Source organism: Bacillus sp. AK124 (genome assembly GCF_053903085.1).
The window spans coordinates 1,736,436-1,754,898 of sequence record NZ_CP096378.1 but is presented as its reverse complement, the minus strand read 5'-3'; the positions used below and the strand labels follow the sequence as shown (position 1 = coordinate 1,754,898).

3 protein-coding genes are annotated in these 18,463 nt (G+C 44.8%); all 3 read right to left on the bottom strand.

What is annotated here, in order from left to right; all coding sequences use genetic code 11:
• Positions 1 to 54 precede the first annotated feature (54 nt).
• Complete coding sequence (gene bacA, locus M1E06_RS08855) at positions 55 to 15,819, bottom strand: bacitracin non-ribosomal peptide synthetase BacA (RefSeq protein ID WP_456270530.1); 15,765 nt, start codon at positions 15,817 to 15,819, stop codon at positions 55 to 57.
• Between the two features lie 335 nt (positions 15,820 to 16,154).
• The gene (locus tag M1E06_RS08850) at positions 16,155 to 16,859 is read right to left on the bottom strand and encodes a thioesterase II family protein (RefSeq protein ID WP_075213159.1); all 705 of its coding nucleotides are present in this window, start codon (positions 16,857 to 16,859) and stop codon (positions 16,155 to 16,157) included.
• A 46-nt stretch (positions 16,860 to 16,905) separates the two neighbouring features.
• Entirely contained in the window at positions 16,906 to 18,171 is a 1,266-nt protein-coding gene (locus tag M1E06_RS08845; RefSeq protein ID WP_035338353.1) for an MFS transporter, read from the bottom strand.
• Positions 18,172 to 18,463 lie beyond the last annotated feature (292 nt).

The window sequence follows — 18,463 nt, the reverse complement described above, 5'->3', positions numbered from 1 at the left end:
GGGGCAGCTGTACAATCTATCATTTCAAATGATAGATTGTACAGTGCAATTCCATCACACTTCCTCTTCCGCGTACTCCTCACTAACGGCCGATTCGGCTTCAGCGGTTAATACAAAACGCGCTAATGATTTTGCAGTCGGATGTTTAAAGAACGTGCTGATCCTCATATCAATGCCAAACGTTTTGTTAATGGAATGAACAGCTTGCATCGCTTTCAGCGAATTCCCCCCCTTGTCGAAGAAATGGCAGGAAATACCCATCCGCTCTGTTCCGAGTACGTCCTCCAAGATGGAAATGATGCGCTGTTCGACATAGTTTCTTGGCGCTTCGTACTCTGCTTCAGTTCCTGCGCTTCTGTCCGGCTCAGGCAGGGCTTTTCTGTCCACTTTCCCGTTTTTGGTGAGCGGCAGCTTGTCCATGTTCACGAAATAGGCGGGAATCATATAATCCGGAAGCTTTTCACCTAAAAACCCTTTCAGCTCATCAAGGGAAATCTCACGCTTTGCCGTGATATAGGCGCAAATGTACGGGCGGTTCTCTCCGTCTTCTCTGACGGTAACGATCGTCTCGTTGATGTCTTCATGCATCTCCAACCGGCTTTCGATTTCGCCGAGTTCGATCCTGAAGCCGCGGATTTTCACCTGATGGTCGATTCGGCCGATGAATTCGATATTGCCGTCAGGCAGCCATTTCGCTAAATCGCCCGTCTTGTACAGCCTTTCTCCCGGCATAAACGGATGCGGGATGAATTTTTCCGCCGTCAGTTCCTCGCGGTTTAAATATCCTTTGCTTAAACCGTCGCCTGCGATGCACAGCTCTCCGGGAACCCCGATCGGCACGAGCTTGCCGGCTTCATCCATGATCAAGACTGACGTATTCGCCAGCGGGCTGCCGATCGGGATTGTATCGGCTTTTTCATCTATTTCATTGATGAAATAATATGTCGCATATACCGTGCTTTCCGTCGGGCCGTAAACATGAATCAATTTATCCCGGCCGACATGATCCAGCACTTTTCTCACATGCGGAATCGACGCTCTTTCCCCGCCAAAAAGGATTTTCCGCAGCTTGGCGAGACAGCCGATATTGATGTCGGCGAGCGTATTGAACAGCGCTGTCGTAATGAACATCACGCTGACTCGTTCTTTCTCAATCACTTCGGCCAGCTCATGTGTATTCAAGACCGTCTCTTTTTCGATCAGGACGAGTGACGCTCCGTTTAAGAGAGCTCCGAAGATATCGAACACCGATCCGTCAAACGAATAGTTGGACAGCTGGAGAATGGCGTCATCTTCTGTGATGTCGATATAATTGGTATTTTGAACGACTCTCGCCGCACTGTAATGCGGGATGACCACTCCTTTTGGTGTTCCGGTTGAGCCGGACGTGTAGACGATGTACGCTGTATCGCTTGAGCTATTTACACGCGGAAGATTCTCTTCGCCTAGTAAGTGCAACTCGTCCGAACGCAAATCAACGGTTCTTATATCAAAAGGTTGAAGAAGCGAATCTGTTGTTACTAACAATGCCGCACCGCTATTTTTCAACATATAATCGATTCTGTCTCTAGGCGTTTCAGGGTCGATCGGCAAATACGCACCTCCCGCTTTTAAAATGCCAATGATGCCGATGATCATCTCAAAGGAGCGGTCCGCGATGATCGCGGCAATCGAGCCTCTCCCGATCCCTTTTTCCCTGAGGAGTCTCGCGGTTTGGTTTGCTTTCTCATTCAGCTCTCTGTAGGTCATGCGCTGAGCACCGAACACAAGAGCCGTCTGGTCAGGCGTCTTCATGGCCTGTTCCTCAAAAAGCTCATGAAGCGGCTTGTCTTTCGGGTAATTCGTTTTTGTGTCGTTGAATATGTGTAAAATTCTGTGTTTTTCTTCTTTTGACACAAGGTTGATGTCTCGTAATGTTTGTGTCTCATCTTCCGCCACTTGTTCTGCGACGGTGATGATATGCTTTTCTAGTGTTTCGATGATGGTGTCGTCATACACATTTTCATTAAATGTCAATTTGAGTTTCAGCTGCTCATTTTCTAAAACGCCGGTCAGATTAAAATCATAGTTGGTTCGTTCTTTTCCATGAACACCTTCCAGTTCAAAACCGCTTTCCCCGGATTGGCTTCTGAACAGCTCTTCATCAAACGCATAATTTTGAAAGGCCATGACATGGGTGATCAGCTCTCTTTTCATTTCACTCAGTTCCTGAATTTCCGATAAATTCATATAGCTGTATCGATTGCTTTCGATAGACTCGGCTTGTGTTTTCTTTAACACCTCTTTAAAGCTTCTTGCGCCTTCAAAGCTGATCCGGGTCGGTATTGTATGAATAAACAAGCCGACCATCTCTTCGATGCCGTCAACAGGAGCCTCCCGTCCCGAGACGACGGTTCCGAATACGACTTCATCGGTATTGTTGTATTTGGCGAGAATCATGCCCCAAATTCCTTGAAGAACCGTATTGATGGTGACATGATGCGTCTTGGCGATCCGGGTGATTTTCGTTGTCAGTTCTTTTGAAAACGATATGACTTTTTCTTTGCCGCCATATTCTTCTGACGTTGCGCCGCGATTGAACGCCGGAAGTTCAGACCGCGACTCATACCCTTTTAGATAATCCTTCCAGTATGCCGCCGCTTCTTCTTTATCTTGTTCTTCCAGCCATTTGATATAGTCTCCATACGGCTTCGGCTCTTTTAATCGGCGGGATTCACCTTTCATTATTTTTCCATATAGACTGAACAGCTCGCTCAAAACAATACCCAGACACCAGCCGTCCAGGAGGATGTGGTGATGACTCCAAATCAGCCGATACGATTCGTCATTCATTCTGATCAAACAAACCCTCATGAGGGCTTCACTGCTCAGATCAAAGCCTTTTTCCTGATCTTCTTTTAAATATGTTTCTATGAACCTATGCTGGCGAGTCCGATTTTCGCCTGTCAGATCTATTGATGCGAAAGGCGTTTTCCGTTCTCTAGCTATAATCTGTCTCGGTTCGGATGTGATTTCATATTCAAAAGACGCCCTTAAGATTTCATGCCTCTTCACGATCTCGTGAAAGCTTTCTTCTAAAATGTCCGGATCGACACGTCCTTTTAATTCGATGACAATTTGCTGGAGGTATGCCCCTGATGTCTGATCCATAGCGTTATGAAATAGCATTCCTTTTTGCATGTTGGCCAGCGGATAGATCTTTTCGATTTGAAAAGCGCTGTACTTATCTTTAATACGCTCCAGCTCTTCAAGACCAAGTGAGACATCGCCATAATCGGAAGGCGTCATGTCCGATCCTTCTTTATTAACGCAATGATCGACGATCTTTTCCAGGTTTTCTTTGAATGATTGATTGAGTTGTTCGATTGCGCTTGTTTGGTATTGGTCCTGGTTGAACGTCGTATAGATTGTCAATTCGCCGTTTAAAGAGATCGCATTCATTTCGACGGCGCAGTGCCTAGCGATTTTTCCGCCGATGCTTTCGCCCGGTGAAAATGGCGACTGGGAAAATACTTTTCTATTCATATCATTGTTCATTTCTCCAAAATAGTTAAAAGAAAGCGGAGCCTGAGTTTGTATTTTCTGAAGCTCTTCTGTCATGTATTTTAAAACGCCGTAGCCGATTCCTTTATTCGGTATTTTTCTCAACGTTTCTTTGACCATTTTGATATTTTGCGATATTTCTTTTTCTTCTCCCAAATCGATAAAGACCGGATAAACCGTCGTAAACCAGCCGATCGTTCTCGTGATGTCAACACCGTCTAAGATGTCCTCCCTGCCGTGCCCTTCCATCATGACCTTCAATTTGTTTTCTCCGGTGATATCCCTGACTGCGGCGATTAATGCCGTCAGCAAAATATCGTTGATTTCCGTGTTGTAGGCTTTGTTTGCGTTTCGCAAAAGTTTTGCTGTCACGTCTGGGCTGATTCTGATGCACAAAGTCGCGCTGTGTTCAAACGTGTCTCGTTCAAGCTTTTCAGCAGGAATAAATGGAGCATCCGCTTCCAGGGCCTTTTGCCAATACTCCCTTTCCTTTAACAGCCTGCGGCTTTGGGCATACTTCTTCAATTGACGGGCGAACTCTTGGTATGAATCCGTTTTATATCCGATGTCGAGAGGTTCGCCTTTCAATGCCTGAAGGTACAATGTTTCAAAATCCTCGAACAAAATTCTCCACGATACGCCGTCAACGACAAGATGATGGATCGCAATGAGCAGGTGATCGCCCTCATCAGCCCGGAAGATGCCAAGATGAACGAGTTTTCCTTTTCTAATCGATGATTTTTTTTGAATGCCTGTCGCCAGCTCAAACACCTTTTCCGCTTGATTGTCAAGGCCTCTTACATCATAAACATCCAGGTCGAACAAGTTTTCACGATAGCCTCTGTTGTATTGAATGATGTCTCCGTCTTTTTCTTCATAGATCATCCTTAACGCGTCATGCTGCTCCAGTATTTTATTGAAGGCTGTTCTGACGATGTTTTCGTCATAGCCGTCTTTTCTAAAGAGCATAAATGACTGGTTGAAGTGGTCAAGCTCCTCTTTGTTGTTCGCAAAATATCTCTTTTGGATAGGAAGCAGTTCCGTCTCACCTGTAACGGGTTTGTTATGTTTGCGATGTCTCGTTTCTTCTCTGATCAATCGGCTGAGATCCTTTATTTTCGGATTGGCGAACAGCGCCTTCATCTCAAGTTTCAGGTTCATCTTTGCCAGCCTGGAAACGATCTGGAGCGCCTTGATCGAGTCTCCCCCTGCCGCAAAGAAATGGTGGCTGATCCCGATGTCCTCGGCACCGAGAATCTCTCTCCAGACTTGCACGAGTTTTCGTTCGATTTCATTTCGGGGCGGATCGTACCGAGTTCCTTCTATTAAATTTCCGTCCGCCTCAGGCAGTGCGCTTCTGTCCACTTTACCGCTTAGGGTGCGCGGGAGCCTGTCAAGCTTAACAAAATAGGACGGAATCATATAATCAGGCATTTCCCTTTCAAGAAATTGTCGTACATCAGCTGCAGGCAATTCCTGATCAGACGCGAAATAGGCGCATAAATAGCTGTTGCCGTTTTGATCCTTTCCTGAGATCACCGCCGCTTCTTTAATCTTCTCATGTGACAAGAGCTGCTGTTCCACTTCGCCAAGCTCTATTCGATAGCCGCGGATTTTCACTTGATGATCGGCGCGTCCCAAAAACTCAATCTGTCCATCCGGAAGCCACCTCGCCAAATCTCCGGTTTTGTACATTTTTTTGCCCGGCTCAAATGGATGGTCGACAAACTTTTCCGCCGTAAGCTCAGGTCTGTTTACATACCCTCTGGCAACCCCTTCGCCTGCTATGCATAGTTCTCCGGCAATCCCAACCGGCAGAGGGCGGAGGTCTTTGTCCACAATATAGATGCTTGTATTGAGAAGCGGTCTGCCGATCGGAATGGACGGTGTTTGCGGCACTTTTCCCGATTCGATTTGATGTGAAGCAGCATCAACACAGCACTCTGTCGGGCCGTATACATTCGTGATATTGCATGACAGATTCGGGAATTTATGAAATAGGCCGCCTATGACATCAGGTGTTAAAGCATCTCCGCCGACAATCAATTCCTTCAGATCGAATTCGAGTTCCGTTTTGTCTACATACGCCAGCATGTTTAAATGAGCAGGCGTCATGTCCGATACATTGATGTTGTTTTTCGAATAATACTCAATTAAACTCATCGCATCCCAAGCTGTCTCGCGCGGGACGATGCAAAGGGTATGCCCGAAGAGAAGCGCTGCGAATATTTGTTTGACAGAGGCATCAAATATATAAGGCGCAACCAGTGCTACATTTAAATGAGCATCGAGATGATGGTAAATTCTTTCATTTAATCCATGAACAAGATTGTTCACACTATGATGCTCGATCATGACGCCTTTCGGTTTTCCAGTGGATCCCGATGTATAGATGACATATGCCAAATGCTCCGGCTTGATGTCATGCTTAAGGTTTTCCACGTGGTCATTTTGTCCGGTTTGATCAATCCGGATGATGTCTCCGGCATAAGCTTCACCCAGATCCACATCGCCTGCCGCGCATAATACGCTGACATCGCTGTCTTTTAACATGTAGCTTATTCTTTCCTGCGGATACGCCGGATCGATTGGCAGATAGGCTCCGCCAGCTTTCAAAATACCCATAATACCGACGATCATTTCGATTGACCGTTCTGTGAGAATCCCTGCTATCACATCAGGGCCTACTCCTTTTTGACGCAAGGTGAAAGCCAGGCTGTTCGCCCTTTCATTCAGCTCCCTGTAAGAAATCGTTTCATCCCCGAAGGCAACCGCCGGATGATCAGGCGTTTTTTCCGCCTGCTTTTCAAACAGCTCCGGTATCGTCATCTCTTTGCAGAACACACCGTCTGTTCGGTTAAAATCATACAGAACCCGATGTCTTTCACCCTTTGTCAGGACATCTATCTGATTGATGGCAATGTCCGGATGATCCGCCGCTTGTTCCAACAAGCTGATCAGGTGTTCAGATAGTCTTTCCATTCTTTCCTTGTTGAATAGCGTCGTTGAATACTCAACTTCCAATCTTAATCCGTCTGCCGCTTCACTCGCAGTCACTGTGATGTCAAACTTGGAAATGCCGCGCTTGATCTCTACCAGCCTGCTTCTCAGCCCCTCTGCTTCAAACGGCTTTACGTCTGTGTTATGGTACACGAGCATCGTATCAAAGAGCGGGTTTCGGGCCATGTCCCGTTTGATGTTTACTTTTTCTACAAGCTCTTCAAACGGATAATCCTGGTTTTCATAAGCCTGAAGCGTGTTTTCTTTTACCTCTTGCAAATAATGTCTGAAAGTCTTTTTCCCTTCCGGATGGTTTCTGATCGCCAAGGTATTGACAAACATGCCGATGAGATGTTGAATATCCTCATGATTTCTCCCTGCAGCCGGGGTCCCGACGATGATATCTTCCTGACCTGTATATTTGGAAAGCAGTGCTGTATAACCGGCCAACAGAAGCATGTACATCGTAACGCCGTTTTCTTTCGCCATATGCTGAAGCTTGCGGAATGTTTCACTTTCGATTGCTGCAGTGACGGTGTCACCTTCAGAGCTTTTCGTCAGCGGCCTTTTATGATCTGTCGGGAGATCAAGGACCGGGATATCGCCTTTATACGTCTTCAGCCAGTATTCTTCCTGTCTTTTCAGCTCCTCGCTGCGGGCATGGCTATTTTCCCATTCTGCGTAATCTTTATATTGAATATGGAACGGCTTCAGTGATTTCCCTTCATAAAGCGCTCCCAGCTCTTGAATGAAGATGTCGGTGGACACGCCATCGGAAATGATATGGTGCATATCGAACATCAGCAAGTGCTCACGTTCATTCAATTTGACGACCTCCGCCCTTAAAAGCGGTGCTTTTTCCAAATGAAACGGCCTGATGAAGCTTTTGATTTTTTCTTCGGCGCTTTCTTTGCCGATGTCACTGTATGCGACTTGAAAATCGATCTCTTTTTCAATCTGCTGCATCACCTCACCGTCGATCATGACAAATGAAGTTCGAAATGATTCATGTCTTTTGACCATGTTTTTTAATGTATTCTCAAATCGGCGGATATCAAAATCGCCTTCGAGCGTCATGGCAAAAGGCATGTTATATGCAACATGACTGCCTGTTTGAGAAAGGATATAGAGCCTTTTTTGCGCTGAAGACAATCGGTAATATGGTTTTTCTTCGGTTTTTCCTATCGATGTAAAAGCACTTTCCTTCGCCGCACCGATATATTCCCTCAGCCCTTTAATCGTCGGGGTTTCGAATATTTGTCTTAAAGGCAGCTTGACATTCAGTTCTTTATGAATGGTTGATACCAAAGCGGCGGCTTTAAGCGAATGCCCGCCGGCTTCAAAGAAATGGCTGTTGATCCCGATTTTATTGATTCCTAAAGCCTCTTCCCATATGGAAACAAGTTTTTCTTCCATCTGATCCCGCGGCGCTTCGTAGCGGCGATCCATTGTGACGCTCCGTTCCGGAACCGGAAGGCTTTTCTTATCCACTTTTCCATTCACGGTAAGCGGCAGCCCGTCAAGCTGGACAAAGTACTGAGGAATCATATAATCCGGAAGGCTTTTCTTTAAAAACGCTCTGATCTTCTCCGGTTCGACTTCCTTTTTAACCGTTACATATGCGCAAAGATACGGGTCATGATCTCCGTCTTCTCTTGCGATGACCGCCGCTTCTTCAATCTTTTCATATTTAAGCAGCCGGTTCTCGATCTCGCCGGGTTCGATCCGATAGCCGCGAATCTTAACCTGCTGGTCAACCCGTCCCAAAAACTGAATGTTTCCATCCGGCAGCATTTTGGCAAGATCACCTGTGCGGTACATTCTTTCCCCGGGTACAAACGGATTTTCGATGAATTTTTCCCGAGTCAATTCCGGTCTGTTTACATACCCGCGGGCCAGCCCTTCCCCGGCGATGCAGAGCTCACCGCTGGCTCCGAGCGGACAAAGCTGAAGGTCTTTGTTCAATATATACACTTTGACGTTATCGATCGGTTTTCCGATTGGAATATTTTGATGCGATTTGTCTATTGGAAAACTTGTAGCAACAACTGTATTCTCCGTCGGTCCGTAATTGTTTACGATTTGATAGCTTTTTTCTTTAAAGACGTTTAATTTATCTCCACCCGTTAACAGCGTTCTTAACGAATGATTGTCAAGCGCTGTAAATTGTTCGCAGACTGGTGTCGGCAAAAAGCTGATCGTAATATGATGGTCATGAAAATACCGGTTCAGCTTTTCAACATCCAGCCTTGTCTCCTGATTGAGGACATGAACGGTGGCTCCCGCTGTTATATAAGGGAACAGCTCCCAGACAAAAGCGTCGAAGCTGATGCTCGCATAAATGGAGCTGTTGTCGTTTTGTCCGACTTCAAAACAGGATTGATGCCAGCTGCACAAGTTGATCAATGATTGATGTTCGATCATCACGCCTTTTGGCTTTCCCGTTGACCCCGACGTATAGATGACATATGCAAGGTCGCCGCTTTGATTGACATTGTCAATGTCTGACCGATCCTGCCCGGCAATCCTCTCATCATCCATATGTATCAACTCGATCGATTCCGCCGTAAGCTCCTCGGCAAGCGGAACGTCAGAGATGATGACTTTGACTTCACTGTCAAAAGCCATGTATCTCATCCGCTCCAGAGGATACTCAGGATCAATCGGCAAATAGGCGCCGCCTGCTTTCAGCACACCGAGAATCGCTGCGATCATATCTGACGAACGCTCCATCATGATCCCGACGAGCGTATCCGGCTTGACACCTTTTTCTCTCAAAAGCCTTGCCACTTGATTTGCTTTTTCATTCAACTGTCGGTACGTCAGTTTTTGATCTTCAAAAACAACTGCAGTGTGATCTGGTATTCGTTTTGCCTGCTCCTCAAACAGCTGGTGGATTGCTTTTCCTTTTGGATATGCCGTCTTTGTATGGTTAAAGGACTCTAAAAGTGTCCGTTTTTCTTGACGGGATATCATGTCGATTTGATGTAAAGCAACATCAAGGTTTTCTGAAACTTCCTCTAAAATCCTGAAATAATCTTCCGCTATCTTTTGAATCGTCTCGTCCTTGAAAAGACTTGTCGAATATTCAATGTTCAATACGATCTTTTGTTCAAAATCCAACACATTAAAGATCATGTCAAATTTTGCATTGTCCAGTTCAAAGATGATCGGACTCAGCTTGACATCGCCTTTCTGTTTGGTAAACATCCTGGCATCTTCCAGAACAAACATCGTGTCGAACAAAGGATTGCGGTTAGACTCCCGTACACCATTGAGTTTGCGGATCAAATCATCAAACGGATACTCGGAATTGTCAAAGGCCGCAATCGTACGCTCTTTCGTCTGTTGCAAAAATTCTTTAAAACTGTAGGAAGTATCAACCTCGTTCCGCAAAGCAAGTGTATTAACAAAAACGCCGAATACATCTTGCAGATCAGGATGCAGCCTTCCCGCAGCAGCGGTTCCGACAACGATATCTGTTTGATTTGTATATTTATTTAAAAGCACATAATATGCGCTCAGCATCACCGTATAAAGAGTTGTTCCATTATGTTTCGCCAGCTTCCTTATATGATCTGACAGTTCCCGCTCCATTTCCAAAAACACGCTGCTTCCTTCAAACGTGTCGATATGATGACGTTTATAGTCATAAGGAAAGTCCAGCTTTGACGGTATATCGCGATAAACGTCAAGCCAATAGGCTTCCTGCTTTTTCATCGCGGCTGATTGATTAAATGTATGATTCCATTCCACATAATCTTTATATTGCACATTTACTTCCGGCAATGGCACATTGCTGTAAAGTTCCAATATTTCATTCATCAGGATGCCTTGAGAAACCCCGTCACTGATGATGTGGTGGAAATTTATGACCAGTATATGCCTAATATCGTCGATTTTGATCAGCTTGGCCCTCATAAGAGGCGGCCGGCTTAAATCAAAAGGCTTAATGGATTCTTTACAGTACCTGCTTGTGATCTCCATTAAAGCATGCTGATCTGTAATCGAAGCGTCTAAGCACTCGTATTCCAGGCGGAAGTCGACATTCTCATAAATTTTTTGGATGAGTTCATTGTTTTGGATTTCAAACCCGGTTCGCAATATTTCATGTCTTTGCAAAAATGTCTTCAATGCGTTTTCGAGCTGCATAGCGTTTATCCGGCCTTCGACAAGAAGGGCCATCGGAATATGGTAAGCTCCCCTTTCATTTTCCAGCATCGACAGCATATACATTCTTTGTTGGGCAGGGGATGTCGGATAATACTCTTTTTCGCGAGCCTTTTGAATCGGATGTTCCATATCGCTTTCTTCTCTGTTTTTCAAATAGTGGTCCAAAGCGATGATTGTATCATTTTTAAAGATTTCGCTGATCGGCATCTCAACATTCATTCGTTTGTTGATTTCCGTGATGATGGATATCGCTTTGAGTGAATCTCCGCCGATTTCATAATAGCTGACATCGAGATTGATGCTGTCCAGGCCAAATATATCTTTCCAAATCTCCAGAAGCATGGCTTGTGTTTCATTCTCCGGCAGCATCCGTCCGCCTCGTTGACCTTCATCTGCGGTATGTTGTTCAGCCAAGTCATGGAGCGTGCGCTTATCGACTTTTCCGTTTACAGTTAACGGGATTTCCTCAATTTGCACGAATTTCGCAGGAATCATATAGTCAGGCAGCGTTTTTTGCAAAAATTCCTTTACATCTAATTGGCTGATCGCGTTCTCGGCTACAACAAAAGCGTATAAGTTTTTGATTCCGTCCGGACTTGTATAATCAATAACCGATGCCTTCGTAATCTCCTGATGGCTTACGAGAGTATTTTCAATTTCCCCCATTTCCACTCTGTAGCCTCTGATCTTCACCTGGCTGTCTTTTCTTCCGAGAAACTCTACATAACCGTCCTCTTTCAAGACGCCGTAGTCACCCGTTTTATAGATGTAACCTAATTCCTGATGCTGGATAAATGAATGCTCCGTTTTTTCTTGATCATGAATATACCCGCTTGCTACCCCCGCTCCGCCTATATACAGCTCTCCTTCGACACCGACGGGACATAATTGTTTATTCTGGTTCAATACGTATATTTTTTGATTGGCCAGCGGTTTTCCATAAGGAATGCTTTTCCAGTCTTCCTCTACTTTTTGAATCGGATAGTAGATCGACCAGATGGATCCTTCTGTTGCGCCTCCCAAACTAATCACTTCTGCGTTTTTAAACGTCTTCTTTATGGTTGCAGGCAACTGAAGCGGTATCCAGTCTCCGCTTAGCAGGATGAGTCTGAGATGATGATTGAGTTCGTTGTCCGGGTATACATCAGCCGTCATTCCCATAATCGCCGGAACAGAATTCCAAATTGTAATCCGTTCTTTTTCGGCTGTCTCTTTCAGACTGAATACATCCCTTTGGTCATCAATGATGACAAGTGAGGCCCCGCTGCTTAAAGCGCCAAACACGTCATAAACAGATAAATCAAAGCACAAGGAGGAAATGCCCATTATGTTATCTTGTTCTGTGACGTTGAATTTTTCATTGATATCGAGAATGGTATTCGCTGCGGCACCATGCGTAATCTGAACGCCTTTTGGCTTGCCTGTGCTTCCTGACGTAAAGATGACATATGCCATGTCATCCAAATCGACTTTTCGGTCAACCGGCGCTTTCGAGAAGCGCTCGATATGTTCTTTGTCATACACGTCATGGCTGATGAAGAATTTGCAGTTGCTTTTTGATTGGATATACGCCTTTCTTTCTTCCGGATAATCCGGATCGAGAGGTATATAAGCCGCTCCAGTCTTCAATACAGCCAATAAATTGACAATCGTCCCCAGGCTTCTTTTGCCGATGACACCGATATAGTCGCCCTTTTCAACCCCTTTTCCGATGAGAAATCTTGCGACCTGGTTGGATTTTTCGTCAAGCTCCTGATAGGTCATCACCTCATCATGATGCTTGAGTGCCATTCTGTCAGGTCCATGTTTAACCTGGCCGGTAAACAATTCGTGCAAGGGCTTGGCATCGAAAGATTGGTCTGTGTCATTATAGGCGCTGATCATTTGGCGGCTTTTTTCATTCATTTGGATGGTTGAAACGTCCTCGCCGGATACGGCTTTCTGGATGACAGCGATATACTGGTCAAACATCGATTCAATTACTTCATGTTCAAAAATTTGCTCCACATAGTCCCATGTAATATAAAGGCCGCCGTTTATTTCATAAACTTGGTTGTCAATGTATACTTGCGACGTTCTCGTGCTAAAGAAATGAATGTTGTCAAAATCGACAAGACTGTCAAATGAGTCGTCGGGATTTTCACTCAGCACGCTTGTGAATACGATCGGCATGACCGCTTTTTTATTCATGCCATTCTTTTTGGCGATGTTTCTGATCACATCAACCCCGTCATAATGTCTGTGTTCCAGTGCTTCCAAAAGCGTGTCCTGTACATTTAAAGCAAATCTCCAGAAAGAGCTCATGTTTTCTTCCGCATGGATGTCCAGCAGCATTAAAGAGGTAAAATCTCCGATCATGTTCTTGACATCCGGATGAAACGGGATTCTGTTAAATACGGTTAAATTGATAGCAAAATGATTTTGCCGGCTCCAATAAGCTAATATATAGGCATATGCAGCACAAAGGACGGAAGTCGGCGTGAGATGATGATGCCGGGCTTTCTTTTTTAATTCATTCCATGTATGTCCATCCAAAAACGTTGAAAACTTCTTGAACGAAGGTTTCGCTACATGGGCTGGATCAGATTTAAGAGGCAGCTCAGGCGCACTTGGAAAATGATCCAGTTTATCCAGCCAATATTGTTGATCTTTTTGATATCTGCTTGTTTGCTTAAAATTGATTGAGGCCAAAACATAATCTCTGAAGCTGTATTCTAGTGAAGGCAGTTGGAGGCCGGGGTTTTCATATAGTTGTTTAAACTCTCTGATTAATCGTTTCATACTGCTGTCATCGCAAATGAGCGGGTCCACATTGAGGAAAAAATATTTTTTCTCTCCAGGCAGCATAAACGTTTTGAGTTCAAACAAAGGCCATACACTTGGATCAATGATTTTTGATGTCATCTTCTCCCGCTGTTCTAAAATTCTGACGTTGATTTCTTCTTCTGTGAAACCTCTTAAATCCTGAGTTTCGATCGTATAACGTTGTGTTGCTTCGAGAATTTTTTGCGTTCCGTTTTCAAATACGATCGTGCGGAGAATCGGATGCCTGTCAATCAGTTTTTGCAGTGTCAGCTGAAATCGATTCAAATCGACATCAGCTTCAAATTCGACAGTTAAATTCGTAGCGACTCCGCCGATTTCGAACGTCTCATCCCTGCCAACCAAATAAGCCAGCTGAATGCCTGTGAGCGGGAATATTTCATGGATATTTTCCGGATCGGCAGCCCTTGTCACGAGAGTGTCGCCCTTGTCTTCTTGGTGATTAGCTTCGATAAAAGCGCTCAATTCCTTTATGGTCGCAAGCTTAAATAGCTGATGCAGCGGAATTTCAACATTCATTTTTTCCTTTATTTTGGCGATGAGCTCCATCGCATGCAATGAATGTCCGCCCATTTGTGCAAAATGATCATGAATGCCCGCTTTTTCAACGTGCAAAACATCCTGCCAAACAGCTGCCAGCTTTTCTTCCGTTTCATTTCGCGGCGCTTCATATTCGTTTTCCGCCCCCGCCGTTCTGTCCGGCTCAGGCAGAGCTTTTCTGTCGACTTTCCCGTTTTTGGTGAGCGGCAGCTTGTCCAATTTGACAAAATATGCGGGAATCATGTATTCCGGAAGCTTTTCACCTAAAAATCCTTTCAGCTCATCAAGGGAAATCTCGCGATTCGCCGTGATATAGGCGCAAATGTACGGGCGGCTTTCTTCGTCTTCCCTGACGGTGACGATCGTCTCATTGATGTCTTCATGCATCTCCAGCCGGCTTTCGATTTCGCCAAGTTCGATCCTGAAGCCGCGGATTTTCACCTGGTGGTCGATTCGGCCGATGAATTCGATGTTGCCGTCTGGCAGCCATTTCGCTAAATCGCCCGTCTTGTACAGCCTTTCTCCCGGAATGAACGGATGCGGGATGAATTTTTCCGCCGTCAGTTCCTCGCGGTTTAAATATCCTTTGCTTAAACCGTCGCCCGCGATGCACAGCTCGCCGGGAACCCCGATCGGCACGAGCTTGCCGGCTTCATCCATGATCAAGACCGACGTATTCGCCAGCGGGCTGCCGATCGGAATCGTTTCCGCCTCATCGTCTATCTCGTTGATGAAATAATATGTCGCATATACCGTGCTTTCTGTCGGGCCGTAAACATGAATCAATTTATCCCGGCCGACATGATTCAGCACTTTTCTTACATGCGGTATCGACGCTCTTTCCCCGCCGAAGAGGATTTTTCGTAAATTCGACAGACAGTCGACATGAATGTCGGCAATCATGTTGAACAGTGCCGTCGTAATGAACATCACGCTGACCTTCTCCTCGTTGATAGCGCTTCCAAGTCTATTGATGTTCAATAGCGCTTCCTTCTCAATCATGACCAGCGACGCTCCGTTTAATAAAGCGCCGAAGATGTCGAACACCGATCCGTCAAACGAATAATTGGACAGTTGGAGAATGACATCGTCTTCTGTGATATCGATATAATTGGTATTTTGAACGACCCTTATGACACTGTAGTGCGGGGTGATGACGCCTTTTGGCGTTCCCGTGGAACCTGATGTGTAGATAATATAGGCGGTATCGCCGGAATCATTGACAGAACTGAGCGGTTCTTTACTGAATCCGTCTGAAGCCTCTCTGTCCAACTGAACGATGTCAGCCTCACAATCGATTCCGTCCGCCGCTTTTCCTTGCGTAAGCAGCACCGCGGCTTTCGTGTCGCTGAGCATGAAGGCAATTCTGTCTTTCGGCGTTTCAGGGTCGATCGGCAGATACGCACCTCCCGCTTTTAAAATACCGATGATGCCGATGATCATTTCAAAGGAGCGGTCCGCGATGATCGCGGCAATCGAGCCTCTGCCGATCCCTTTTTCTCTGAGGAGTCTCGCGGTTTGGTTTGCCTTCTCATTCAGCTCTCTGTAGGTCATGCGCTGAGCACCGAACACAAGAGCCGTATGGTCAGGCGTCTTCATGGCCTGTTCTTCAAAAAGCTCATGAAGCGTCTTGTTTTTTGGATAATCGGTTTTTGTGTTGTTAAAATGTAGGATCAGTTCTTTTTCATTCTCTGTCATTTTGTGAAATACCCCATTTTCTAATGAATGTTTAGCAACCATATAAAAATTCTCCTTTTTGATAAAATATTCACCATAATATTGGTCTGTAGTTGCTCTTTTACCGATTTTTTATTGAACCTCCGTCTTGTGAAAACAGATTATCAAAAATAATCATTATTTTCCATGGGAATATTGTTTAATAATGGTTAATTTTTTATGAATTGGATATTTTATATTTTACATTGTCGAAACACGTATTTATGAGACAAGATAAATAGCAACCAGATCAAAAGACCTAAAAAACACTGTTCCGATTATAATAAAAGTAATTTTCGAAGCGGCGGAGGAAGGAAAAATAGATTAGACCCGGGCTTGAATCTCGCCGAAATCGTAGGTTAAAACGTCCGGCTGGCTGTCAATGAATGATTGATGATGCCGGTGATCTTTTCAACGTGATGGTGCAAAAAGAAATGATTCCCCTCAAAGTAGTAGGCTGTAAAGTGTCCTGAAGTATGATGTTTCCAATCGGATACATCTTCCTTGCTCATAGCGTCTTCTTTTCCGTTGAGAACGGTAATGTCGCAATCTATTTTGCTGTTTCTTTCTTGATAGATATAGTTTTCTACCATTTTAAAGTCGCTTTTGAGAATGGGGATAAACAATTCAAATAGCTCTTTATGATTGATGAGCTCCTCAGGTGTTCCCCCGAGCTCGACAATTTTTTTCTTAAAAATAGGATTGGGCAAGGTATGCAGTTTTTCTTTCTTTCTGATCCTGTTTGGCGCTTTATAGCCCGAGAAAAAAATGTGAACCGGTTTTTCAGCTCCCGCCCCGCTCATTTGATAGTAAAGTTCATATGCCAAAAGGCTTCCCATGCTGTGCCCAAAAAGAGCGTAGTCGTCACCTTTTCGTTCAGCTTGAACCTGCTCAAAAATGTCTTGAACTGCTTCTTCAAGGCTTTCGTAACAAGGCTCGTTGAAACGCCGGCCCCTTCCCTTCAGCTGAATCGGACAAATCTCAATGTCGGGCTGCATATGGCCTTTCCAGGAATAAAATGCAGATTCGGATCCGCCGGCGTAAGGCAGGCAAAATAATTTCATTTCTATCATTCCCTTTCGTTGTAGATATTTTTTGGTGAATAAACCGTTAATCGACAGATACGTCAGCCGTCCGATTCAGCGCTAAAAACTTCGGAAGGATAATCATGTAGAAAACGCCAACAGCAATCAGGCTTCCCCCGACTAGCCAATACAGGCTTTCAAGCGCGATCCATGCCGGGTAAAGCCACGCAATAAACAGAAGGGTCAGCGACTGTGAGAGCATCATAAGCGGATGAATCCACCCCTGCACCCTACCCATCATTTTCGGATTGACGATGTTTGGTATCCACCCTCCGATGGCAACGTTGATGCTTGGAAGCGAAACCGCGATAAAGCAGGAGCAGACCATATACAGCCACAAACTTTTAACCAGGGAGCCGGAAATCGTGGCACATCCGCAAACAATCAGCGCTAGGATCAAAAGTTGATAAAGCTTCAATTTTTGAGAAAGCAAGGATGCGGCGATGCTCCCCGCCAAAAACCCCGCACCGAAAACAATGCCGAGTAGAATCGACATCTCTTCATAGTTTCCAGGTGCAAGCTTGTATTTTAATATAAACACCTGCATGACCGAGAGCCCCCCATTGACAACTCCGAAAAGGACGAATCCGGACACGAGGGCAAGCAGCAATTTATGGTTGAGAATATAAGTAAAACCAAGTGTGAAATCTTTCCATATACCAGCGATATTCAGCTGTCTAATGGAATGTTTTCCATTTGGCATGCGGACGGCATCGGAAATCCGGCAGGCTTGAATTAAAAGCCCGCTCAGTGCGAAGCTGGCTGCATCAACCATAACGGCTCCTTCAACTCCAAGCGTCCAATAACAAAATACGCCAAGCCCGTTTCCGAACAGCATAAATAAACTGGCTACCATTTGATTCAATCCGACGGCCAGCGAATATTCGTTTTCAGATAATATTCCTTGAATAAGAGAAGTTTGGGCAGGGGTGAAAAAACTTTTAACGGCATTTCTTAAAAAAAGAACGGCAAATGTAAACGGCATCCATTCAAGATAGAGAGACAGCAGTAATACAATCGATAGTCCCATACAGATCCAATCGCAGTTTTTGGCGATTTTCTGCCGGTCAAACTTATCCGCGAAAACACCGACGAGGAAAAATACAGCCAATGTAGGCAATGACAGCATCAGCTCGGTCATTGTGGCATATGCAGGCTGATTGGAAAAACGGTCTAGCAGGTAAAACAAGAGGGCAGTGAGTCCGATGATCCCTCCCATTTGTGAGGTAAAGGATGCGAAGAACAGCAGCGCATAATTTTTATTTTGAAAAATAGAAAACATTTTTTTCATAGGCGCCTCCTAATTTGTATTGAGACAGACGGCTCCATTTGTTATTCTGAAAAAATAACATCATTCTAATTTTCCGTCTCTTATCACGCTGATTTTCATTTTCAAAACTACACTTCTATCATTTAAAGTGTCACAGATTGAATTTCCCAATATAAAATCGCTGCTTCTCATAACGATTGCAGCCGTCTTTTTAACCCCCCGTTTCTTCTTTCAGATAGTATTCTCTAGCAAAGTGGAAGGGAAATCCTTGATCTCTACCCTTCAAATTTACAAAGAAGTAAATTTATGAAAA